Below are 21,631 nucleotides of genomic sequence, written 5' to 3' on the forward strand. Positions count from 1 at the left end.
CGCGTTTCAGCGCTGAGGCGCCACGATCTTGAACTTGATGGTGATTGCATTGGACACCGCACTGTCCGCCCATTCGCCCGCGCCGATATTGAAGTCACCACGCATGAGCACAAGCTCGCCATCGAACACGCCGATACCGCCCTGCTCCTTGAGAGCTACTTGCACATCGACCGGCCGGGTCTGCCCCTTGAGGGTCAGGTTGCCCGTGAACAGGTAAAGGTTGCCTCCCAAGTCGGTGACTCGCGTCGATTCAAAGGTGCCCACCGGAAACGTAGCCATATCGAACCAGCCGGGCTTGGTCAATTCGGTGTTGGCATCGCGGCTACCGGCATCGATGCTCGCCAGTTGGATCTTCAGCACAGCGTGGGAAGCGGCCGGGTTTTGCGTATCAAAATCCAGGGCCGCTTCATACTGGCTGAAGGTGCCGTACACCTGTTGGCCCATCTGGTCATAGGTGAAGCTGATGGTACTGGCCGCCGGATTGACGTAGGTGTATTCCACGGCCTGGGCGCTGCACAGGGCGAAGAGAGTCACCAGCGCGGCAGACGGCAAAAATCGGCGATTCATGGAGCTCTCCCCAAGGGCAAAGGGCGAGCACTGGATTTATTCCGGCATCTGGCATTAGGCTCGTGCCCTCTAACGCAGGTTAGCTGCCCCAGAACAATAAGGATCCCCGATGCACCACCTTTCATTGCAGGACACCACCGCCCCTGAAGGCATTTGCTACGGCTGCGGCGGCAGCAACCCCCATGGCTTGCATATCAAGAGTCGCTGGGATGCAGACGGTATCCACGTCATCGCCGAGCATCTGCCGGATGCCAGATACTCCGGCTGGCCCGACCTGGTTTACGGCGGGCTGATCGCAATGCTGGTGGACTGCCACTCCAACTGGACCGCCATGGCCTACCACTACCGGGCTGAAAACCGCGAACCGGGCAGCCTGCCTCGCATCGACTGCGTCACCGGCAACCTGGGCATCAAATTCATCAAGCCGACGCCGATGGGCGTACCGCTGACCTTGCGGGCAAAGGTTGAGGGTGAGGTCGGGCGCAAGAGCCGCGTGGTCTGCGAGGTGTACGCCGGTGACGTGCTCACGGCGATTGGCGATTCGATTTTTGTACGAGTCGATACCGGACAGTTGGCCGCCGCCGCCCATGGCCGGGATGCCTGATAGTGGTCTACATTCAGTGCCATCCGTTGAATGAGGAATACACCGATGACTCGTCTGACCGCCAAAGACTTCGCCCCTGAGCTGCTGGAACTCTACGACGGCTACGCCCACGGCAAGATCAACCGCCGCGAGTTCCTGGACCGCGCGGCACTGTTCACCTTGGGTGGGCTGACAGCCTCGGCGCTGCTCACGGCCTTGAGCCCGAACTACGCCCTGGCCGAGCAGGTGAAATTCACCGACCCGGACATCGTTGCCGACTACATCACCTACCCCTCGCCCAAGGGCAACGGCACGGTGCGCGGCTACCTGGTGCGCCCAGCCAACGCCAGCGGAAAAATCCCCGCCGTGGTGGTCGTACACGAGAACCGTGGCCTCAACCCGTATATCGAAGACGTCGCGCGGCGCTTGGCCAAGGCCGGCTTTATCGCCCTGGCCCCCGACGGCCTGACCTCGGTGGGTGGTTACCCCGGCAACGATGAAAAAGGTGTGGAGCTGCAGCAGAAAGTCGATCCTGAAAAGCTGATGAACGACTTCTTCGCCGCCATTGAATGGTTGATGCACCACGATGCCAGCACGGGCAAGGTCGGCATCACCGGCTTCTGTTATGGCGGTGGCGTGACCAATGCGGCGGCGGTGGCCTATCCCGAACTGGGTGCGGCAGTCTCGTTTTATGGGCGCCAGCCGGACGCCAAGGATGTGCCACGGATCAAGGCGCCGATCATGCTGCATTACGGTGAACTGGATACACGGATCAATGAGGGTTGGCCGGCGTATGAAAAGGCCTTGAAGGCCGCGGGCACCACGTATGAGGCGTTTATCTACAAGGGTGCCAATCATGGTTTTCATAATGATTCGACACCGAGGTATGACGAGGCGGCGGCGAACCTGGCGTGGGAGCGGACGTTGGGGTGGTTTCGTAAATACCTGGCTTAGCGCCGCCCTACCCACTCACCTCCTGCAACCACGCCTTGAACGCCAGCATCGCCGAGGTTTCGGTCCGCGACTGCAAGCGCGTCAGCCAGTAACTGCCCGTGGTGATGCCCACCTCGAACGGTTGCCGGATCACATCCGTGGCCAGTTGCCGGGAGAACATCATCGCCGGCGCCAGGGCCACACCCACCCCTTGCTGCGCGGCTTCCATCATCGCCAGGGACGAGTCGAAAACAATGCTGCGTGGCACCAGCGTATCGGCCGGCAGGCCAGCGGCCTGGAACCATTGGGTCCATTCATCGGCGCGGTAGGAGCGCAGCAAGGTGTGCTTCAACAGGTCGGCGGGGGTCTGCAATTGCCGGGCGATCTGCGGCACACACAGCACGGTGAGCGGCGCCTCCAGCAACCGGCACGCCTCAGTACCGTGCCAAGCACCCGCGCCGAAACGAATGGCGTAATCCAGGCCTTCAGCAGCCACGTCGACGCGGTTATTGTTGGTGGACAAGCGCAAATCGATAAAGGGATAACGCGCCTGAAAGTCCGGCAGTCGTGGCAGCAGCCAACCGACAACAAACGTCCCCACCGCGCCGACGGTCAGGACTTCGCGATAATGCCCACCCTCAAACCGGCTCAGGGTCTGGGCGATGCGGTCGAAGGATTCGCGCAGTACCGGCAGCAAAGTTTCGCCTTCGCTGGTGAGCATCAGGCCCCGGGGCAGGCGTTTGAACAAGGTGACATTAAGCTGTGCCTCCAGGCTTTTCACCTGGTGGCTGACCGCAGCCTGAGTGACGCACAGCTCGATGGCCGCCCGCGTAAAGCTCAGGTGGCGCGCCGAGGCCTCGAAGGCCCGCAAGGCATTGAGGGGCAGATGTGAACGAAGCATGCTTTGATCCAAATTTTTCTAATGGCTGCTGCGAGATATGGTCGTTTGCCCGATGGCGACAAACTGCCTAGATTTGCAACGCCCGCGCCGGTGCAGGTATCCAACGAATCAGCCTCATGGAAGCGACATCATCATGTACGAAAAATCTTTGTCTAGAGTGCGTAAAGTCACGATATTCGCCTTATTACTCGGCGCAGGCAACTGCATGGCAGCCACCGACATTCGCCAGGTTGTCGACGCAACGGTTAAACCGTTGATGCAACAACAGGCAATTGCCGGCCTCTCGGTAGCGATCGTGCAGAACGGTCAGGCGCAATACTTTAACTACGGCGTCGCCTCAAAGGACCGCCAGCAACCGGTCACCGAAAACACCCTGTTTGAAATCGGCTCGGTGAGCAAAACCTTCGCCGCCACCCTCGCGGGCTACGCCCAGGCCACCGGCAAATTGAATCTGGAGGCCCCCGCCAGCCAGTACTTGCCTGCGTTGCGGGGCGGCACGTTTGATCACATCAGCGTGCTTAACCTCGGCACTTACACAGCGGGTGGCTTGCCGCTGCAATTCCCCCCGCAAGCCGACAGTACCGACAAGATGATCGGCTACTACCAGCATTGGAAACCCGATTTCGCGCCCGGCACGCAACGCCTGTATTCCAACCCGAGCCTGGGCCTGTTTGGTTACCTGGCGGCGCAAAGCCTGGGGCAACCCTTCAACCAGGTGATGGAGAAAACCCTGCTCCCGAAACTCGGTCTCAAGCACACCTATATCAACGTGCCCAAGTCGCAAATGAACCTGTACGCCCAAGGCTATGACAAGGACGGCAAACCCTCGCGTGTAGGCCCGGGCGCCCTGGACAGCGAAGCCTACGGGATCAAGACCAGCACCTCGGACCTGATTCACTATGTCGAACTGAACATGAATCCGGCCAGCCTGGAAAAACCCCTGCAACAAGCCATCACGGCCACCCACACCGGCTACTACACGGTCGAAGGCACCACCCAAGGCCTGGGCTGGGAGATGTATCCTTACCCGATCAAGCTGGATGCTTTGGTTGCCGGCAATTCGGACTCCATGGCCTTTAAACCCCACAAGGTCACCTGGCTGACCCCGCCGCAACCACCCCATGCCGATACGCTGGCCAACAAGACCGGCGCCACCAATGGCTTCGGCGCCTACGTGGCCTACGTGCCCAGCAGAGGCATCGGTATCGTGATCCTCGCGAACAAGAACTACCCGAATGCCGAGCGCGTGAAAGCCGCCCACGCTATCTTGAGTGCCATGGATCAATAGGACCTTCATCAATAATGCCCGACCGCCAGTGGACACTACTCGACAGCCAGGGACAGCCGTTTTCCAGCGACCGCCCCGGCACTGTCGGCGGGCATAAAAAAAGCCGGCTCTATGGCCGGCTGGATTGCCCGGCCGCCCTGCGCGCTTTGGCACGGGGCGGCTATGTGGCGAGTCGAGTGTTTTTCCTGGATGAAGCGACAGCCAAGGCCGCGGGATATCGACCGTGTGCAGTGTGCATGCCGGCCGAATATGCGCGATGGAAAACTACATCCCCAACCACCCCGGCAACGCCAGCGAGATAAACGGCACATACGTGACGAGAATCAGGAACGCCAGCAGGATCATCAACCACGGCAACGCCGCCCGGATCGTCTGACCGAGGGTCAACCCGGTCACTGCCGATGTCACAAACAGGTTCAACCCCACCGGCGGGTGCACCAGGCCGATCTCCATGTTCACCACCATCACGATCCCCAGGTGAATCGGGTCGATGCCCAGCTTCATGGCAATCGGAAAGAAGATCGGCGCCAGGATCAGCACAATGGCTGACGGTTCCATAAAACTGCCCGCCACCAGCAGCACCACGTTGACCATGATCAGGAAGCCAATGGGCGTCAGGCCTTCGGAGATCACCCATGCGGTGATTTCCTGGGGAATCTGTTCGGTGGTCAGCACGTGGGCGAACAGCATGGCGTTGGCGATGATAAACATCAGCATGATCGCCAGCCGGCCAGACTCCAGCAGCACTTTCGGGCAGTCCCTGAATTTCATGTCCTTGTAGACAAACAGCGCCACAAACGCCGAATACACCGCCGCCACCGCCGCCGCCTCGGTCGGTGTGAACATACCGCTGTAGATACCGCCCAGGATGATCACCAGCAACAGCAGGCCCCAGAACGCACGACGGGCGCAGGTCAGCCACTCACGAAACGTGGCCCGTGGTTGTGCCGGCAGCTTCTTGATGCGCGCGACAATGTAGATCGCGATCATCAGCATCAGGCCCAGCAACAGCCCCGGGATCACCCCGGCCATGAACAGCTTGCCCACCGAGGTTTCGGTGGCTGCCGAGTACACCACCATCACAATCGACGGCGGAATCAGGATGCCCAAGGTCCCGGCATTGCAGATGATCCCGGCGCCGAATTCCTTCGGATAGCCCGAGCGCACCATGCCCGCCACCGCAATCGAACCCACCGCCGCCACCGTGGCCGGCGATGAGCCGGAGAGTGCGGCAAACAACATGCACGCCAGTACTGCGGCAATCGCCAGGCCTCCACGGATGTGACCGACGCAGGCATTGGCAAAGTCGATCAACCGTTGCGCCACGCCGCCGGTGGTCATGAACGCACCCGACAACAGGAAGAATGGAATCGCCAGGAAGGTGTAGGCGTCCGAGGTTTCAAACAGTTTGATTGCCAGTGAACTCACCGAGTCCGGGCTGAACATCAGGATCGATACAGCGCCGGACAACCCCAAGGCAATCGCAATCGGCACGCCAAGGAACATGAACACGAACAACAACAGGAACAGACAAAGAACGGCCATCAGTGACGCTCCTCATGGCTGCCCGCCAGCTTGCTGGCTTCACCGGCTTCGTCCGCCAGCCCCAGCCCGGTTTGCCGATGGGTAAAGATGCGGTAGAAAATTTCCAGGTAGCGGATGAACACCAGGGCGAAGCCGATCGGCACGATCACCACGATGTCGCCGACATCCACCCCGAACTTGTCGAGGTCTTCGGCGCCGATGTGTGCGGTCATCACCGCACTGACCCACTTGTAACTGGCGACCATGAACAAACCCGCATACGCCAGGCAGCACAGGCAAGCCAGCATCCCCAGCACACGCTGCACCGGGCGCGCGGTCAGCTTGACCAGCGCATCGACGCCCAGGTGGCCGGCGGTGCGCACACCGTAGGAAATCCCGAAGAAAATCAGCCAGCCGAACATGGCCTTGGTCAGGGCCACGCTCCAGGTCATGTCCTGGGCCAACCCCATGGTGCTGTCGCCCAAGGCATTGAAGAAGTGGCTGCTGAGGGCCCATCTGTCAGCCAGGGAAAAGAACAAGGTGTAGATGTTGTTGAGCATGACGTAGACAAAAGTCACCAGGGTCATGGCGGCCAGCAGGAAGGCGATAAAACCTTCCTCCAGGTGCTCCCAGACGCGCCTTAGCGTTTGCATGGCAAAACCTCGCGAAGCGGGAATAGGTATCGAGTTGGAAACCGGATCAACCTGTGGGATCCGACAAGCCCGGCTCCCACAGAAGCCGGTCCCGTCAGCTAGCCGTTACTGGTTGGAAGCATCCGCCGCCTGGATCAGGTCAGCACCGATTTCACCTTCGAACTTCTTCCACACCGGGCGCATAGCTTCGCGCCAGAGCTGGCGTTGCTCCGGAGTCAGTTCGATGATTTCGCTGGTCTTGGCGTCGATGATCTTCTGCTTGGCCGACTGGTTCAGCGCTTCGGCCTGTTTGTTCACCTCGACGGTGACCTCAACCATGACCTGGTCAAGCGTGGTGCGGACGTCCGGTGGCAGGCCGTTCCAGAATTTGGCGTTGGTGATCACCATGTAGTCGATCAGGCCATGGTTGGACTCGGTGAAGTACTTCTGCACCTCGTTGACCTTCTGGCTTTCATAGTTCGACCAGGTGTTCTCGGTACCGTTGACGGTGCCGGTCTGCAAGCCCTGATAGACCTCGGCAAAACTCATTTTGCGCGGGTTGGCGCGGATCGCCTTGAACTGTTCTTCCAGCACACTGGATGCCTGCACGCGGAACTTAAGGCCACGAGCATCCTTGGGTTCACGCAGGGCCTTGTTGGCCGACAATTGCTTGAGGCCGTTGTGCCAATAGGCCAGGCCGAGGATGTTCTTGTCCTGCATCGAGGTCAGCAATGCCTTGCCTTGGGCCGCCTGGAAACGGTCGACGGCGGCCAGGTCATTGAACAGGAATGGCAGGTCATAGATCTGCACCTGCTTGGTGTACTGCTCGAACTTGGCCAGGGACGGTGCCAGCATCTGCACGTCGCCCAGCAGCAGGGCTTCCATCTCCTTGCCATCGCCGAACAGTGACGAGTTCGGGTAAACCTCGACCTTGACCCGGCCCGGCAGGCGCTCTTCCGCGAGTTTCTTGAACAGCAGCGCGCCCTGGCCTTTTGGGGTGTTTTCAGCGACTACGTGGGCGAACTTGATCACAATCGGGTCCGCCGCCTGGGCCAGGCCCGCGGCAAACAAGGTGGCGGCGCAGAACAGCGCCCGAGAAAGCTTGAGCATGGAATTCACCTTCTTATTGTTGTGTTATAGGGCAAGGTGCCTGATGTCACGCGTATAGAGAATTTCGAATTTTAGATACCTGCGTTCGGCGTGGACGAACGCCAACCTGGCAGACAATCCAAAATCCAGGTGGGAGCTGGCTTGCCTGCTCCCACATTTTTAGAGCTGTGCTGCCAGTAATCTTTGCGCTCGCAACAACACCGGCGCATCCACCATCTGCCCGTCCAGCTGGTACGCCCCGGCCCCGTGGGCACCCGCCGCCACCACCCGTTTTGCCCAGGCCAGGTCCTCGGCACTGGGAGCCAGCGCCTGGTGAATCACCGCCACTTGCTTGGGATGGATACACAGCGCCCCGGCGAAGCCCATTTCATAGGCATGCCGAATCGAGCGACGCAGGCCTTCAGGGTCGTCGATGGCCGGGTGTACACCATCCAGCGGCGCCACCAGCCCGGCGGCGCGCGAGTGCACGATCAGCGCCAGGCGCGCCTGGTCCAGGGCAAAGTGCGCCGCCGGGGAGTTGCTGCTCAGGTTCAAGTCCAGCGCCAGGTCCAGGCCGCCAAACGACAGGCGCTCGACCTGCGGCGCATGGGCGATTTCAGCCACCGCCAGCAAGCCTCGCGCACTTTCGATGATCGGCCAGATGGCCTTGCCCGTCGCGGCCACCACCGCCACCTGGGCCGCGCTTTCCACTTTGGGCAGCAACACGCCCGCCACCTCGGCATGCGCCTGGCAGAACGCGACGTCGGCAAAGTGCTCGGGATGTTCGGGCGCGTTGATCCGCACCCACACACGGGCCCCTGGTGTTGCCTGCAAAAACACCCCGAGGTTGTCCCGGGCCTGGCGCTTGAGTGGTTCTTCAACTGCGTCTTCAAAATCGACAATCACCGCGTCGGCGCCGCTGGCCAACGCCTTGGCAAAACGCTCGGGGCGGCTGCCGGGGACGAACAGTGCAGAGCGCACTATGGGATGGGACATACCTATATTCCTTCTTCTAAACATCTCGAATTCTGTAGCCGCTGCCGAGGCACGAGGCTGCGATGCGCGTCCGCAGGACCGCCCTCTGGGGCCGCTGCGCAGCCCATCGCAGCCTCGTACCTCGACAGCGGCTACAGCCAGCGCAGCGTCGTGCCAGCAGCGGCTACACGACTCGACGTGCTCTTAATTGTTCAAGGGTTTCGGTCGAGTAACCCAGGCCTTTGAGAATCGCCTCGGTGTGCTGCCCGAGCCCCGGCACGCCGTCCATCCTTGGGGTAAACGCCGCATTGCGGGCCGGCGGCAGCAGCGACGGCAACTTGCCCGCCGGGCTGTCGACTTCGCGCCAGCTGTCGCGGGCCTTGAGTTGCGGGTGGTCCCATACGCCCTGCATGTCGTTGACCCGGGCACTGGCGATCTGCGCTTCTTCCAGACGCTGGATCACCGCCTCCGCCGTCAGTTGAGCGAAACTGTCGACGATGATCTGGCGCAGCACTTCACGGTTGGCCGAGCGCTTGAAGTTCGCCGAGAAACGTTCGTCAGCCGCCAGTCCTGGAGTCAGCAGAACCTTGTCACAAAACGCCGCCCACTCGCGCTCGTTCTGCAGGCCGAGCATCACCGTGCCGCCGTCACCGGTGGGAAACGGCCCGTAGGGATAAATCGTCGAATGGGCCGCACCGGCACGCGGCGGCTGGGGGGCGCCGTCGAAGGCGTAGTACATCGGGTAGCCCATCCACTCCACCAGGCTTTCGAGCATGCTGACGTCGATGCGACTGCCCTTCCCGGTTTTGCCCCGCAGCAGCAACGCCGAAAGAATCCCGCTGTAGGCATACATCCCGGCGGAGATATCGGCGATGGAGCAACCGGCCTTGGCCATCTGGTCGTCACCCGGGCCACCGGTCACCGAGAGAAAACCGCCTTCGCTCTGGATCAGCAGGTCGTAGGCTTTTTTCTTCTCATAAGGGCCGCCCTCGCCGTAGCCAGAAATGTCGCAGACGATCAGCCGTGGAAAGCGCTCATGCAACGCTTCAAATGACAACCCCATGCGCGACGCTGCACCCGGCGCAAGGTTCTGCACCAACACATCGGCGTCGGCCAGCAGGTGCTCGAGGATGTCGCCCGCCTCGTCCTGCTTGAGGTCCAGGGTCAGGCTTTCCTTGGAGCGGTTGGTCCAGACGAAATGCGAGGCCAGGCCACGCACGCGCTCGTCATAACCTCGAGCAAAGTCACCGGCACCAGGGCGCTCGATCTTGATGACACGGGCACCCAAATCGGCCAACTGGCGGGTGCAAAACGGTGCAGCAATCGCGTGTTCCAGGCTGACGACAGTGATGCCGTCCAACGGTCGTTGATTAGCAGTCATGACGATTCCCCTAAAGCCAATGGTCCAGAGACACGGCGTTGCGCAGATCCCAAACCTTCTGGATCAGCTCACCGCTCTGCGCAGGCGTGCGGGCGCCACTGAACCGGGTCAGACGCTGGAACTTGTCAGCCAGTTCTTCCCGGCTCAGCGTGTTGCCCGGATCGCCCTTGGGTTCGTCGATAGCGCCGTGCAACACACGACCGTCAACCGTGGTGAGCACCACCCGGCCCAGCCAGCGCTGCGGATAGGCACCATCGACTTCGCGGTCCAGGGTCATGCCGACCTTGTCGCGAAACGCCGACACGTTCGAATCGTTAAGCGCAAACGCCTGGAATTCGGTCAACCCAGCCTTGCCATGTACGGCGATCAGACCCAACACAGTGCCCATGGAAAACTTGGCCTGGTGTACGCTCTGCGGCACGCTCACGCGGCCCAATACGTCGATGGCGCCTTGGTGAACGCGGGTTTCTACGTGGGCGATCTGCTCATGGCTGAGGCCTTCACGCTGCATCAAACCCAACAGCGCATCGGCAGCCGGGTGGGTGTGACGGCAAGACGCGTGGAACTTGAACGAGGTTTCCAGCAGGGCCCAGCGACTGCCCAGGCGATCGGACAATTTGCTTGGGTCGGCGTCGGTGGACATGCCCGCCGCCAGACCCTGATCGCCCTCCAGAATATTGCGCGCACCGGTCAGGCCGTCTGCCGTCAAATATGCCGCCAGCAAGCCATCGGCAGCGGCCTTGGCGGTATGCAACTGCTTGGAGTCGGCAGCGTCCCGCAGGAACTCCCATAATCCGGCAGCCTGGGTGCCGGCGCTGCCCAACAGGTTGATGAACTGCTCTTCGTTGAAATCCAGCAACTTGCCCACCGCGACGGCGGCGGCCAGGGTGCCGACGGTGGCCGTGGTGTGGAAGATTCGATAATGGGAGCGGCCCATGAATTCACCGATGCGAATCCCCGCCTCGTAGCCGGCCACCGAGGCCAGCAACAGCTCACGGCCTGACTTGCCAAGATCCTGCGCCGCCGCAAATACCGCTGGAAACACCACGGTTGCTGCGTGCAGGACCGAACTGTTGTGCAAGTCGTCCTGCTCCACCAGGTGCGACGAGGCGGCGTTCACCAATGCGGCGAAATACGCACTGCTGCTGGCGCCGTTGACGATGATTTGCGCAGGTCCGGTGGCCGGGCCCATCTTCCGGGCATAACGCTCGAACAATGGGATCGGATGTGCGCCTTGGCTGGCCAGCGCCGAAGCGAGCCAGTCGAGAAACAGGTCCTCGGTGCGGGCCAGCACGTGGTCGGGCAGTTGTTCGTAATCCAGCGCAGCCAGGAATCGGCACAGGGCTTGGGTATGGCTCATGGTCAGGCCCTCAGAAGCTGCGCGGCAGCTCGAGCAGATGCTCGGCCACGTAGGACAGGATCAGGTTGGTGGAAATCGGCGCCACCTGGTACAGGCGGGTCTCGCGAAATTTGCGCTCCACGTCGTATTCGCAGGCAAAGCCAAAGCCGCCATGGGTTTGCAGGCAAGCGTTGGCCGCTTCCCAGGAGGCCTTGGCCGCCAGGTACTTGGCCATATTGGCGCTGGCCCCGGCGTTGGCACCGATGTCGTATTCCGCGCAGGCACGCCAGCGCATCAGGTCCGCCGCTTCGATTTCGATATGGGCTTCGGCAATCGGGAACTGCACACCCTGGTTCTGCCCGATGGGCCGGCCAAACACCACACGATCACGGGCATAGGCGCTGGCCTTCTCGATAAACCAGCGGCCGTCACCGATGCATTCGGCGGCGATCAACGTGCGCTCGGCATTCAGGCCGTCAAGGATGTAGCGAAAGCCCTTGCCCTCCTCGCCAATCAGGCTGTCTTCAGGCAACTCAAGATTGTCGAAGAACAGCTCGTTGGTTTCGTGGTTGACCATGTTGGCGATGGGTTGCACGGTCAGGCCGTTGCCAATGGCGTCACGCAGGTCCACCAGGAAGATCGACATGCCTTCGGACTTCTTCTTGACCTCGGCCAGCGGCGTGGTGCGTGCCAGCAGGATCATCAGGTCGGAGTGTTGAACCCGTGAGATCCACACCTTTTGGCCGTTGATCACGTATTTGTCGCCACGCTTGATGGCGGTGGTCTTGATCTTGGTGGTGTCGGTGCCGGTGGTGGGCTCGGTGACGCCCATCGATTGCAGGCGCAACTCACCGCTGGCCAGTTTCGGCAGGTAGAAACTTTTCTGCGCCTCGCTGCCGTGGCGCAGCAAGGTGAACATGTTGTACATCTGGCCGTGAACAGTGCCGGAGTTACCGCCGCAGCGGTTCACTTCTTCGAGGATCACCGAGGCTTCGGCCAGGCCCAAACCTGAGCCGCCGTATTCCACGGGAATCATCGCCGCCAGCCAGCCAGCGTCGGTCAGGGCCTTGACGAAGGCTTCAGGGAAGCCCTTTTCTTCATCAACCTTGCGCCAGTAGGCAGCATCGAACTCGGCACACAAGGCGCGCACGCCTTCGCGGATAGCGTTCAGTTCGTCGTTGTCGTTGGGATTCATTAACGGCTCTCCGCCTGTTGTTATGGGGCTATTCGAAAGAAAGGTCGGCGCGCTGGGCCAAGCCATCAGCGTTGCCGGCCCAGAGTTCGGCGACACCGGGCGCGGTGATGCGTCCGCCGACGTCAAAGGGCTGCGGAGCAATCAACGGGCGCACGCCGCGATAGGCAAAGCGGCGCAAGGTCGCCTCGGGATGGGCGCGGCAAAACGCACGCAGGCTCAGGGTGGCAATCAGCGGGCCGTGCACCACCAGGCCCGAATAACCTTCAGTGCCGGTGACATAGGGGTAGTCGTAATGAATGCGGTGGCCGTTGAAGGTCACGGCGCTGTAGCGGAACAGCAAGGTCGGGGTGGGATCGACGGCTTCGCGCCAATCGCCCTGGGGCAACACATCGCCATTGCCCTGCTTGGGTGGCGTCGGTTCGCGGTAGACGATGTCCTGTTCTTCGCGGATCGCCAGGCGGCCGTCCTGGGAATAGTCATGGCGCACGGTGACAAACAGCAGCGAGCCGGTGCGGCCGGTTTTTTCTTCCACCTGGGTGATGGTGGACACGCGGCTGGCGGACTCACCGGCGCGCAAGGCATGGAAAAACTCGATGCGCCCACCAGCCCACATGCGGTTGCGATTATCGGCCGGCGGCAAGAAGCCGCCACGGGCCGGATGACCGTCGCTGCCCAGGGCAGATTCCGGCAGCGGGTCCTGGAAAAAACACCATTGCCACAATGGCGGGACAGGCTCGCCGTCGGCGGGTACCGCCTCACCCAAGGTCGCAGCGATACGTTTGAGCAGGTTGTGGCTCAAGTGGTCGTGGGCGGTTTCGCTACGGCCGATCCAGTCTGTGGCGCTCATCAGGTGCATGTCCTCGGGCAGGGAATCTGTCCGGATCATGCAAGCCATTCGCCGTTCTGAGAATTTGCATTTCAATAAAGCAGCGTTCGGCTATGCTGAACGCCGCTGACTTATTCGGGAGACTTCCATGCACTTCGATCTGGCCGACTTGCGCCTGTTTATCCATATCGCCGAGTCCCCGAGCCTGACCCAGGGCGCCAAACGTGCGTTCCTCTCGCCCGCCGCCGCCAGCGCACGAATCAAAGCCCTGGAAGGCCAACTGGAAACCCGCCTGCTGTACCGCGACAGCCGTGGCGTGGAGATCACCCCGGCCGGCGAGCGGCTGCTGCACCACGCCCGATTGATCATGCGCCAGGTGGATTACCTCAAGAGCGAGTTCACCCAATACGGCGTTGACTCGGCCGGGCATATCCGCATCTTCGCCAACACCACGGCGGTGACCGAATTTCTGCCGGAAGTGCTCGCCGGCTTCCTCTCCAAACGCCCCGGCGTCACCGTGGACCTGCAAGAGCGCCTGTCCCGGGACATCGTCCGCGGCGTGCTCGACGGCACCAGCGACATGGGCATCATCGCCGGCCCGGTAGAGGCTGCAGGCTTGCAAGTGCTGCACTTCAGCACTGATCACCTGGTACTGATGGTGCCCACAGGTCACCCCTTGGCGGATCACCCATCGGTGACGCTGGAGCAAACCCTGGCTTATCAACATATCGGCCTGCACGAAGGCAGCACCCTGCTGAGTTTCTTGCGCGAGCATGTGGAACGGCTCGGCAAGCACTTGTCACTGCGGATTCAGGTGTCGAGTTTCGAGGCGATCTGCCGAATGGTCGAGGCCGGCGTGGGCATCGGCATCATCCCCGAATCCGCTGCCGTACGGCACAGCCGGACCATGCAACTGGTCACCATCAAGCTCGATGAAAGCTGGGCGATGCGCGAGCGCAGCATCCTGGTGCGGGAGCTGGAAGCCTTGCCCGGCACCATTCGCGCGTTGATCGCCACGTTGATGCCGGAACCGGGTGGTTCACCTCAGGCAGAGGCCGTGCCGCATTGCGCGCAAAACTTGGCGCCGGCCACCATCACCGAACCACACTGAACACAGGCTGCCGGCACGAGTGAGGTGCCGCATTGCCTGCAAAAGCGTGCGTCATCGGGATTCATCACCCGGCAGCCTGGGCAACGGGTACCGCCCGTGTCCGTCGGTGTCACGCCTTGGCTGTACTGTCCATGGCGACCGCCATTGGAACCGTGCCCACCATTGGAACCGTGGCCGCCAGAGCCGTGATGACCGCCCAGCATTTTTTTGAAAAAGCTCATGATGATGACTCCATGAATTCAAGACCCTGGCGCATCGGATGACATGCCCGTAGCCGCAGTAAAAACCCTGAAGTAACTATAGAGTCAACCGAATAAATCAACACCACCCTCATGTCGATGTGAAAACGTTGCCAAGCAGAAGCTGCCGGCTACCCTGTGAAAGACGCCCACCCTGCATGAAGGAGACAGTCCCATGTTGCTCGAAGGTTCCTGCCATTGCGGCGCCGTCACGTTCAGCTTGACCAGTCTTCACCCCTACCCTTACCAGCGCTGTTACTGCTCGATCTGCCGCAAGACCCAGGGCGGCGGCGGTTATGCGATCAACCTCGGGGGTGATGCCGACAGTTTGAAAGTGCGCGGGCGCAAACAGATCTCGATCTACCACGCCCGGATGAAGGCGCCGGGTGACCGCCGCTTTCATGCCAGCAGCGCTGAACGGCATTTCTGCTCGCAGTGCGGTACGGCGCTGTGGCTGTTCAGCCCCGAGTGGCCGGAGTTGATTCATCCGTTTGCATCGGCCATCGACACACCACTGCCGGTACCGCCGGAACATACGCATTTGATGTTGGGGTCCAAGGCGCCGTGGGTGGAAGTGTCCGTGCGACCGGGGGATCAGCAATTTGAGGAATATCCCGAGGAATCGATTGCGCAGTGGCATGAGCGGTTGGGGTTGGTGTCGCCCTGAGGAGTGGATCTGACTGCTCGCCACCAACACCACACATTCATCCTCTTAACACTCTTTGACAGTTTCCAGACAAAGCTCTCAAAGACTGTTGGACAGGCGCTGCGTAGCATTCGAGCATCCAAATTACCTTCCGGGTGTTCGTCATGTTTCGCACGTTGCGCAGTATTCCGCTGCTGGGCTGTCTGCTGAGCAGCATCGGCTGCCACGCACAGCCGCCGGCAGCGCCGCCCATTCCCAAGGGCGACTACGGTGCAATCATTCGCTACCTGCAAAACCGCATTCCCCTGGAAATGGCGCGCTATAACGTACCGGGGTTGTCCATTGCCCTGGTCAACGGCCAGGAGCTGATCTGGGCCCGCGGCTTCGGTTATGCCGACAAGGCTCGGGGCGTGCCGGTGTCGCCCAATACCGCGTTCCGCGCGGGGGCGATTTCCAAGCTGATCACGGCCAGCGCCGCCTTGCAGTTGGTCGAGCAAAACCGCCTGGCCCTCGATACGCCGATTCAAGACACCCTCAAGGAGTTCTACGTACGCTCGCGCTTTCACGCCGACCAAAGCGCCGCCGACCGCGACGTCACCTTGCGTCGCTTGCTCAGCCACCAGTCCGGGCTGCCCAGTGAACACCTGCGGGACCTGCGCAGCGGGTTCGCCATGAGCCAGATGCCGATGCGGGTCTCGGGCGTCTGGCTGAGCACGCCACCCGGCACTCAGGTGGCCTACTCCAACCTGGGTTATTCGCTGGTGGGCGCAGCCATCGAGCGCAGTGCCGGACAAGACTTCGAGGTCCAGCTGCAGCGCAGTTTGTTGAAACCTCTGGAGATGAACCAATCCAGTTTTGTTGGCAGCAATACTGAAGTCGGGAACCGTTCACAGGGTTATCAGGACGGTACTGCCAGCGCCGACGCCCAGATCCGCGACCTCGCCGCCAGCGGTTTGTGGGCCAGCCCCAAGGACCTCAGCCATTACGTGCAGATGCTGTTCGCCCAAGGCAACTACAAAGGCAAGCGTGTGCTGGACGATGCATCCATCAACGAAATGTTCACGCAGCAAAACGTCGGTAACGTACTCGACTTCGACTGCAAGATCGGCCTGGGCTGGTTTCTTGCGCCCTGTGGCGATGAACCGGTCGCTCCCGGCGTGCGCACGTATCAGCACAGCGGTGCCGGCGACGACTTCGCCGCTCAACTGACGATGCTGCCGGACCAGCAGTTGGCTGTGATCATCATGGCCAACGACAGCAACGCCGAAGACATGGTCGCGTCCCTGGCCACGCATGCCCTGCGCATGATGCTCCAGGCGCAGACCGGAGAGGTCGCCTGCGCCGACAATTGCCAGAATCCGGCCGGCGGCAAGGATCATCGGCGTATCCCCGCTGCTATCGACCGCAAGCGCCTGGCCGGTTTCTATGCCACCTCCTGGGGCGTCTTGCGCATCAAGGATGAAGACGGCCAGTTGCACGGTGAGCTATCCGACACCCGCTTCGAACTGCTGCGCGATGATCATGACTGGCTGCGTGCCCAGAAAAAATTCCTCGGATTCTGGCTCAAGGACCTGGGCGAGTTGGGCCGGGTTCAGCTGGATGTGGTGACCGTTCAAGGACGCCAGGTACTGATCGCCAAGAGTCATGGCCAACGAGTACCGGTGGGCGAGCGGATCGAGCCAACACCACTGACCGGCGCCTGGGCCAACACTGTCGGTACGTATCAAGTGCTTAACACTCACGAGCCCGATGCCCCGCTGAGCGGCATCAGCGTGCGCCTGGAAGAAGGTTTCCTGGTGATTCGCGGGCAGTTGCATGACGAGCCCTTGACCGATTACATCCTGTTGCCGGTGGACAACGCCCACGCGGTACTGGCCGGCAACGGCTATGGCCTGGGCGACACCGTGAGCCGCCAGGTCAACGGCCTCAGCGCCTCGGGCTACCGCTTCAAGCGTACCGATTCACCCCACATCAACTTGAGTTTCTAAACCACGGACGAAAAAAAGCGTGATTGCGCGCCAATACAATTTCCCTACAGAACTGAACGTCGCCTGCGGGTAAGTTACGCCCCGACGTCACACTAAACATTGATCGATCAATGACATACCACACGTGTCAGTGGATTGCAGTTTTCATCGTACCAATAGCGCAGTACCTGTACATTTTGGGGAACGACTATCAAGCCTCTTAACAGATTGCATTCTTGCCGGTCGCTCTGCGCACTCTCGTTAGTGTTAGTAGCGCTTGCAGGATGCTCCGTAGCACCACTGCCGGAGTTGAAACCGCCGACGCCAGATGCATGGCGCAACGCACAACGCCCTCTGTCGCCCCAGCAACCCGATCTGAATCAATGGTGGCAGGCGTTCAACGATCCCCAGCTCAATGCCCTCGTGGATCGAGCGTTACAGAACAATTTAGACGTCGCCCAAGCGGTAGAGCGCTTGCGCGCCATCCGGGTCATCAGCCAACACGCGCAGTCACCCTACTTGCCCTCTCTGAGCATCAATACCAAGGATGCCGTCAGCCCGGATACCAGCACCTCCTACTTCCTGATCGGTTTCGATTCGGTATGGGAGCTCCCGTTGTTTGGCGCGAAACAAAGTGCTGATCGCCTCGCCCAGGGCAACAAGACGTTGGTGGAAACCGATTTGCGCAGGGTACAGGTGTCACTCGTGGCCGAAGTCAGCCGGCGCTGGATCGAGTTGCGGGCAGCGCAACAAATGGAACACACCCTCGCGGCCATCCGCGACATCCAGCATGAAAAGCTGGCGCTGCTACTCGTTCGCGAACAGCTCGCCCTGGCACCGCACTCAGACGTAGCGGCGGCACAGGTTGAGCTGGCGCAGGCACAGATGGCCCTGACCCGTCCGCGCCAACGGATAAACCGCAGTGCGCAGCAGTTGGCGGTGTTGTCCGGCCAGAACGAGCCAGACCCTCTCTGGCTACAACCCGGACCGCCACCGACACTTGGTCACTGGCAACTCAATAGCGTACCGACTGACCTGCTGCGCACGCGCCCGGAAATTGCCAGCGCCGAAGCCGAAGTGATTGTCGCGGCCGGAGAACTTGGCATGAGCCGGGCCGATATCTACCCGCACATCAGCTTCGGTACCTCACTGCAGTGGTCGTTGAACATTGCCAGCAATCGCCGCAAGACGCCCAGCGGCAACAGCATTTTCTCTGCAGGACCTGGGATCAGCATTCCCTTGTTCGACTGGGGCCAGCGTGTCGCCAATGCGAAAGCCAAGGACCACCAAATGCAGGCCGCCGTCCTGGCGTATCGGCAATCGGTATTGGAAGGCATTGCTGAAACCGAAACCGCCATGGGTGACCTGGAGCAATTGCGTGTGCGTGAGCAATCATCCCGACAGGCTTATACCGCCACGCAAACCCGTCTGGATGCGCTGCAGCAACAGGCCGGACTGGGACTGTTGAGCACATTGGACCTGAGCAATGCACAGGTGGAAAAACTGCGCGCCCAGCACCAGGTCGACAGGGCCAGTGCCGAGCGTAACATTGCCTACGTCGCGCTCTATAAGGCTCTCGGCGGTGCGCCGCTGCCGGCAACGTCTCTCAAGGATACTGACTGATGGTTGCGCTCGCCCGTCAAACGCTGATCCATGAGTGGCGTCGCTTCCTGCCGGCAATGATTGCCGTGGGCTTCGCCGGACTGCTGCAATTGCTTCAGACGGCACTGGTACTGGGTATCTTCAGCAGCGCCAGCGTATACATCACCGGCTCCACCGCCGATCTCTGGGTGGGTTATCCCGGCACCCAAAGCGTCAACCTGGGCCGACCGATCGACGCCGGCGTGGAGATGCGTTTGCGCATGGATCCCGATGTGCTCAAGGTGGAGTCATTCCGCTGGGTGGATGCCGATTGGCGCGGCGCTCGTGACACAGGAGGCGTTTCGGTCTTTGTCTCCGGTATCGATGCCGGGCCACAAGGCCTGATGTTCGACCGCGTACTGCCCACCGCACTGCGGGTGCGTCTGAATGAGCCGGGGGCGGTCATCGTTGACCGCGCCGACCTGGACAGCCTGGGCGTCAACCTGGGAGAGGCCGCCACCATCAACGGTCATCGGGTGCGTGTGGTCGGCGTCACGAGCGGATTGCGGGCATTGGGTGGAGTCAACGTGGTGGCTTCCCTGGCGACCGCTCGCCAACTCGATACCGTCGCCGCTGATCGCATTACCTACCTGGTGGCCAAAATACGCGACCCGAGCCAGGCGGATGCGGTTGCCGCGCGCCTTGGCGGCGCGTCGGCCTTCGGCAGCTACGCCGTCTGGACCGCAGACCAGTTCGCTCAACGCTCACAGACGTACTGGATGTTCGATACCGGGGCCGGAGCCGGCGTACTGTTTTTAGCCGCAATCGTGTTCCTGGTGGGGGCCGTGATTACCAGCCAGACCCTGGTGGCTGCCGTCATTGGGTCGATCCGCGAATACGCGACTTTGAACGCCCTCGGCGTCGGCGTGACAGCGCTGCGCAAAGTGGTGATGGAACAAGCGTTCTGGGTGGGAGCATTGGGATTGCTGGGCAGCACGGTCCTGGCCTGCCTGTTCTTCGCCCTTGCTCATTACTACAACGTTCCCGTGGCGCTCTCGCCCGTGGCGGCCCTGGCTTGTCTGCTCTTGAGCATGGCCCTGGTCCTGGTGTCCGGCCTGGCCGCCATCCGCACGCTGCGCCATGCCGACCCGACAAGCCTTCTGAGATAAACAGCCCATGAACCACCTGACAACGACAACACCCTTCACCCTGCAGGCCAGCGGTATCAGTAAGTCGTTTACATCAGGCCAGGTTGCCAGCACGGTGCTGCATGACATCACCCTGGCGATACGGCCTGGCGAGCTGACCTTGATCTCGGGACCTTCCGGTTGCGGGAAAAGCACGCTGCTGGCCATTCTCAGCGGCTTGCAGCGACCCGACCAAGGCTGCGTCATGGCCCTGGGACAAGACCTGGGAACGCTCGACGCCCGGGCACTGGAGCGCTTTCGCCTGCACCACACCGGGTTCGTATTCCAGGGTTTCAACCTGTTCCCCGCCTTGACGGCGCTGCAGCAGGTCGAGTTGCCCTTGAGCTACCTGGGGCTTACGACGAAGGAAGTGCACCGGCGGGCGGCTCAGGCGCTGGAAGAAGTCGGTCTTGGCGCGCGCATGAAACTGCGCCCTGCCGAGTTGTCCGGCGGCGAAAAACAGCGCGTGGCCATCGCCCGCGCCGTGGCCAAGGAGCCCGAGTTGCTGTTCGCCGACGAACCCACCAGCGCCCTGGACGCCGCCAACGGCCAGGTCGTGATCGATATCTTGCACCGCATCGCACGCGAGCACGGTACGACCGTGCTGTGTGTCAGCCACGACCCTCGCCTCGTGAGCCACACCGACCGTGTGTTAGCCATTGAAGACGGCCGCATCATCAGCGATCACCCCCCTCACCTCCGGCCGGTCAACGCTACCGGCCCCCAGGAACACTCCGTATGAATTCGCGTTCACTGCACCCTTGGCTTGTCCTGATCAGCGCCTGTTTCTTCCTGACCGGTTGCCCCCGAGAAGACGCCCCCGCTAAAACAACCGCCTCATCAGCGACGTACCTGGCGGTTGCCCGTGGCCGTGTGGATGTTGAAGGTGGCCTGCTCAAGCTGGGTGTTACCCGCGACGGCATCGTGGCCGATATCAAGATCAAAGAAGGCGACCACGTCCGAAAAGGTCAGTTACTGTCATCGCTGGACAGCGAACTGGCACGGTTGGCAGTCAGTGCCGCCCAGGCCGAGCAACAACAGGTTCAGGTTCAAGCCAAGCAATTGGAAAGACGCTTCAAGTTTGCCGACCAGAAGGCCACTCGCCTGGCGAAGGCGGCCGCGGCGGGTGCTGGAGATGGCCAGAGCGCCGATGACGCTCGGGAAGCCGCCGCCCAACTGCACGACGACATTGAGAAGAACCGTGGGGACGCCGAAACAGCCACCAGAAAGCTCACCACCGCACGCTATGAGCTGGCGCAACGCAGCCTCTATGCACCGGTCGACGCTGAAGTGGTTCGACGCCTGATCCAGCCTGGCGCCGCCGTCTCGTTCCAGTCAGGACCCGCCTTCATCCTGTTGCCGAACCAGGCACGTATCGTGCGAGCCGAGTTGAACGAGTCATTTGTTGGTGCGGTACTTCCCGGGATGAAAGCCGAAATATCGGACGAGAGCGGCAACGACTCACCGCCGCTGTCCGCCCATGTGGTGCGCATCAGTGCCGTATTGGGCAACAGCACCCTCGAAGACGATCCGCAGGTACGGGCCAACATGCGTACCGTTGAATGCATATTGGCCTTCGACCAGCCTGCGCCTGCGTCACTGCGCGTGGGTCAACGCATGCTTGTGCGGTTTGGGGCGCAGTAGTTTCTGGCGTTGTAGTCCTGGCA

The 21,631-nt window shown here is 61.4% G+C and carries 22 protein-coding genes; 11 read left to right on the forward strand and 11 right to left on the reverse strand.

Translation table 11 applies throughout. The annotated features are described in order from the left end of the window. Window positions 1-6: 6 nt before the first annotated feature. Window positions 7-567, reverse strand: coding sequence for a YceI family protein (locus tag GNF76_RS22230; protein WP_155585224.1), 561 nt, complete (start codon window positions 565-567; stop codon window positions 7-9). A 109-nt stretch (window positions 568-676) separates the two neighbouring features. Here GNF76_RS22230 and GNF76_RS22235 point away from each other — a divergent pair, with 109 nt between their 5' ends. Both GNF76_RS22235 and yghX read left to right on the forward strand, forming a co-directional pair. After that, window positions 677-1,171 carry a PaaI family thioesterase gene (locus GNF76_RS22235; RefSeq protein ID WP_155585225.1) on the forward strand — a complete coding sequence of 165 codons (495 nt, stop codon included), beginning with the start codon at window positions 677-679 and terminating at the stop codon, window positions 1,169-1,171. A 45-nt stretch (window positions 1,172-1,216) separates the two neighbouring features. Beyond that, window positions 1,217-2,104, forward strand: a complete 888-nt coding sequence (gene yghX / locus GNF76_RS22240; protein WP_155585226.1) for a YghX family hydrolase — start codon at window positions 1,217-1,219, stop codon at window positions 2,102-2,104. Between the two features lie 7 nt (window positions 2,105-2,111). Here the strand turns inward: yghX and GNF76_RS22245 are convergent, their stop codons facing one another. Next, a complete protein-coding gene (locus GNF76_RS22245) occupies window positions 2,112-2,984 on the reverse strand; it encodes a LysR family transcriptional regulator (protein ID WP_155585227.1) in 873 nt (290 codons plus the stop codon). Window positions 2,985-3,117: 133 nt separating this feature from the next. Here GNF76_RS22245 and ampC point away from each other — a divergent pair, with 133 nt between their 5' ends. Together ampC and GNF76_RS22255 are read left to right on the forward strand one after the other, a co-directional pair. After that, window positions 3,118-4,272: a class C beta-lactamase gene (gene ampC / locus GNF76_RS22250; protein ID WP_155585228.1), complete on the forward strand. Its 1,155-nt coding sequence runs from the start codon at window positions 3,118-3,120 to the stop codon at window positions 4,270-4,272. A 14-nt stretch (window positions 4,273-4,286) separates the two neighbouring features. After that, window positions 4,287-4,574 carry an Ada metal-binding domain-containing protein gene (locus GNF76_RS22255; RefSeq protein WP_155585229.1) on the forward strand — a complete coding sequence of 96 codons (288 nt, stop codon included), beginning with the start codon at window positions 4,287-4,289 and terminating at the stop codon, window positions 4,572-4,574. On the opposite strand, the gene dctM is transcribed toward GNF76_RS22255, so the two are convergent. From dctM to GNF76_RS22295, 8 genes are all read right to left on the reverse strand, one after another. Continuing rightward, window positions 4,537-5,817, reverse strand: a complete 1,281-nt coding sequence (gene dctM / locus GNF76_RS22260; protein ID WP_155585230.1) for a C4-dicarboxylate TRAP transporter large permease protein DctM — start codon at window positions 5,815-5,817, stop codon at window positions 4,537-4,539. The genes GNF76_RS22255 and dctM overlap by 38 nt on opposite strands. After that, window positions 5,817-6,449, reverse strand: a complete 633-nt coding sequence (locus GNF76_RS22265; RefSeq protein WP_155585231.1) for a TRAP transporter small permease — start codon at window positions 6,447-6,449, stop codon at window positions 5,817-5,819. Before GNF76_RS22265 ends, dctM begins: the two co-directional genes overlap by 1 nt. 105 nt (window positions 6,450-6,554) lie before the next feature. Further along, window positions 6,555-7,538, reverse strand: coding sequence for a C4-dicarboxylate TRAP substrate-binding protein DctP (gene dctP / locus GNF76_RS22270; RefSeq protein ID WP_155585232.1), 984 nt, complete (start codon window positions 7,536-7,538; stop codon window positions 6,555-6,557). Window positions 7,539-7,697: 159 nt separating this feature from the next. Beyond that, the gene (locus tag GNF76_RS22275) at window positions 7,698-8,513 is read right to left on the reverse strand and encodes an HpcH/HpaI aldolase/citrate lyase family protein (protein WP_155585233.1); all 816 of its coding nucleotides are present in this window, start codon (window positions 8,511-8,513) and stop codon (window positions 7,698-7,700) included. A 163-nt stretch (window positions 8,514-8,676) separates the two neighbouring features. Next, entirely contained in the window at window positions 8,677-9,879 is a 1,203-nt protein-coding gene (locus GNF76_RS22280; protein WP_379652599.1) for a CaiB/BaiF CoA transferase family protein, read from the reverse strand. A gap of 4 nt (window positions 9,880-9,883) precedes the next feature. Beyond that, window positions 9,884-11,233 carry an MmgE/PrpD family protein gene (locus GNF76_RS22285; RefSeq protein WP_155585235.1) on the reverse strand — a complete coding sequence of 450 codons (1,350 nt, stop codon included), beginning with the start codon at window positions 11,231-11,233 and terminating at the stop codon, window positions 9,884-9,886. A gap of 10 nt (window positions 11,234-11,243) precedes the next feature. Next, window positions 11,244-12,407 (reverse strand): acyl-CoA dehydrogenase family protein, encoded by a 1,164-nt coding sequence (locus GNF76_RS22290; protein WP_155585236.1) that lies wholly within the window; start codon window positions 12,405-12,407, stop codon window positions 11,244-11,246. Between the two features lie 28 nt (window positions 12,408-12,435). Beyond that, entirely contained in the window at window positions 12,436-13,254 is an 819-nt protein-coding gene (locus GNF76_RS22295) for an HTD2 family dehydratase (protein WP_155585237.1), read from the reverse strand. A 127-nt stretch (window positions 13,255-13,381) separates the two neighbouring features. On the opposite strand from GNF76_RS22295, the gene GNF76_RS22300 reads away from it, so the two are divergent. After that, window positions 13,382-14,344, forward strand: coding sequence for a LysR family transcriptional regulator (locus GNF76_RS22300; protein ID WP_379652596.1), 963 nt, complete (start codon window positions 13,382-13,384; stop codon window positions 14,342-14,344). On the opposite strand, the gene GNF76_RS29825 is transcribed toward GNF76_RS22300, so the two are convergent. Then, window positions 14,278-14,565, reverse strand: a complete 288-nt coding sequence (locus tag GNF76_RS29825; RefSeq protein ID WP_155585238.1) for a double zinc ribbon domain-containing protein — start codon at window positions 14,563-14,565, stop codon at window positions 14,278-14,280. The genes GNF76_RS22300 and GNF76_RS29825 overlap by 67 nt on opposite strands. Window positions 14,566-14,758: 193 nt before the next feature. On the opposite strand from GNF76_RS29825, the gene GNF76_RS22310 reads away from it, so the two are divergent. The 6 genes from GNF76_RS22310 (at window position 14,759) to GNF76_RS22335 (ending at window position 21,608) form a co-directional block, all read left to right on the forward strand. Next, window positions 14,759-15,250, forward strand: a complete 492-nt coding sequence (locus GNF76_RS22310; protein ID WP_155585239.1) for a GFA family protein — start codon at window positions 14,759-14,761, stop codon at window positions 15,248-15,250. A gap of 143 nt (window positions 15,251-15,393) precedes the next feature. After that, complete coding sequence (locus GNF76_RS22315) at window positions 15,394-17,217, forward strand: serine hydrolase domain-containing protein (protein WP_155585240.1); 1,824 nt, start codon at window positions 15,394-15,396, stop codon at window positions 17,215-17,217. Window positions 17,218-17,460: 243 nt separating this feature from the next. Further along, a complete protein-coding gene (locus tag GNF76_RS22320; protein WP_178123490.1) occupies window positions 17,461-18,819 on the forward strand; it encodes an efflux transporter outer membrane subunit in 1,359 nt (452 codons plus the stop codon). Beyond that, on the forward strand, window positions 18,819-19,946 hold the full coding sequence (locus GNF76_RS22325; protein WP_155585242.1) for an ABC transporter permease: 1,128 nt from the start codon (window positions 18,819-18,821) through the stop codon (window positions 19,944-19,946). Before GNF76_RS22320 ends, GNF76_RS22325 begins: the two co-directional genes overlap by 1 nt. 7 nt (window positions 19,947-19,953) lie before the next feature. Beyond that, entirely contained in the window at window positions 19,954-20,706 is a 753-nt protein-coding gene (locus GNF76_RS22330) for an ABC transporter ATP-binding protein (protein WP_155585243.1), read from the forward strand. Further along, complete coding sequence (locus GNF76_RS22335; protein ID WP_155585244.1) at window positions 20,703-21,608, forward strand: HlyD family secretion protein; 906 nt, start codon at window positions 20,703-20,705, stop codon at window positions 21,606-21,608. The genes GNF76_RS22330 and GNF76_RS22335 overlap by 4 nt, the downstream gene beginning before the upstream one ends. Window positions 21,609-21,631: the final 23 nt, after the last annotated feature.

It is taken from the genome of Pseudomonas spelaei, assembly GCF_009724245.1.
GTDB classification, from domain to species: Bacteria; Pseudomonadota; Gammaproteobacteria; order Pseudomonadales; family Pseudomonadaceae; genus Aquipseudomonas; species Aquipseudomonas spelaei.

Excerpts from the sequence above, each read along its gene's own strand:
- GNF76_RS22230 (WP_155585224.1), bottom strand. The coding sequence starts at position 567 with ATGAATCGCCGATTTTTGCCGTCTGCCGCGCTGGTGACTCTCTTCGCC.
- GNF76_RS22235 (WP_155585225.1), top strand. The coding sequence starts at position 677 with ATGCACCACCTTTCATTGCAGGACACCACCGCCCCTGAAGGCATTTGC.
- yghX (WP_155585226.1), top strand. The coding sequence starts at position 1,217 with ATGACTCGTCTGACCGCCAAAGACTTCGCCCCTGAGCTGCTGGAACTC.
- GNF76_RS22245 (WP_155585227.1), bottom strand. The coding sequence starts at position 2,984 with ATGCTTCGTTCACATCTGCCCCTCAATGCCTTGCGGGCCTTCGAGGCC.
- ampC (WP_155585228.1), top strand. The coding sequence starts at position 3,118 with ATGTACGAAAAATCTTTGTCTAGAGTGCGTAAAGTCACGATATTCGCC.
- GNF76_RS22255 (WP_155585229.1), top strand. The coding sequence starts at position 4,287 with ATGCCCGACCGCCAGTGGACACTACTCGACAGCCAGGGACAGCCGTTT.
- dctM (WP_155585230.1), bottom strand. The coding sequence starts at position 5,817 with ATGGCCGTTCTTTGTCTGTTCCTGTTGTTGTTCGTGTTCATGTTCCTT.
- GNF76_RS22265 (WP_155585231.1), bottom strand. The coding sequence starts at position 6,449 with ATGCAAACGCTAAGGCGCGTCTGGGAGCACCTGGAGGAAGGTTTTATC.
- dctP (WP_155585232.1), bottom strand. The coding sequence starts at position 7,538 with ATGCTCAAGCTTTCTCGGGCGCTGTTCTGCGCCGCCACCTTGTTTGCC.
- GNF76_RS22275 (WP_155585233.1), bottom strand. The coding sequence starts at position 8,513 with ATGTCCCATCCCATAGTGCGCTCTGCACTGTTCGTCCCCGGCAGCCGC.
- GNF76_RS22285 (WP_155585235.1), bottom strand. The coding sequence starts at position 11,233 with ATGAGCCATACCCAAGCCCTGTGCCGATTCCTGGCTGCGCTGGATTAC.
- GNF76_RS22290 (WP_155585236.1), bottom strand. The coding sequence starts at position 12,407 with ATGAATCCCAACGACAACGACGAACTGAACGCTATCCGCGAAGGCGTG.
- GNF76_RS22295 (WP_155585237.1), bottom strand. The coding sequence starts at position 13,254 with ATGAGCGCCACAGACTGGATCGGCCGTAGCGAAACCGCCCACGACCAC.
- GNF76_RS22300 (WP_379652596.1), top strand. The coding sequence starts at position 13,382 with ATGCACTTCGATCTGGCCGACTTGCGCCTGTTTATCCATATCGCCGAG.
- GNF76_RS29825 (WP_155585238.1), bottom strand. The coding sequence starts at position 14,565 with ATGAGCTTTTTCAAAAAAATGCTGGGCGGTCATCACGGCTCTGGCGGC.
- GNF76_RS22310 (WP_155585239.1), top strand. The coding sequence starts at position 14,759 with ATGTTGCTCGAAGGTTCCTGCCATTGCGGCGCCGTCACGTTCAGCTTG.
- GNF76_RS22315 (WP_155585240.1), top strand. The coding sequence starts at position 15,394 with ATGTTTCGCACGTTGCGCAGTATTCCGCTGCTGGGCTGTCTGCTGAGC.
- GNF76_RS22325 (WP_155585242.1), top strand. The coding sequence starts at position 18,819 with ATGGTTGCGCTCGCCCGTCAAACGCTGATCCATGAGTGGCGTCGCTTC.
- GNF76_RS22330 (WP_155585243.1), top strand. The coding sequence starts at position 19,954 with ATGAACCACCTGACAACGACAACACCCTTCACCCTGCAGGCCAGCGGT.
- GNF76_RS22335 (WP_155585244.1), top strand. The coding sequence starts at position 20,703 with ATGAATTCGCGTTCACTGCACCCTTGGCTTGTCCTGATCAGCGCCTGT.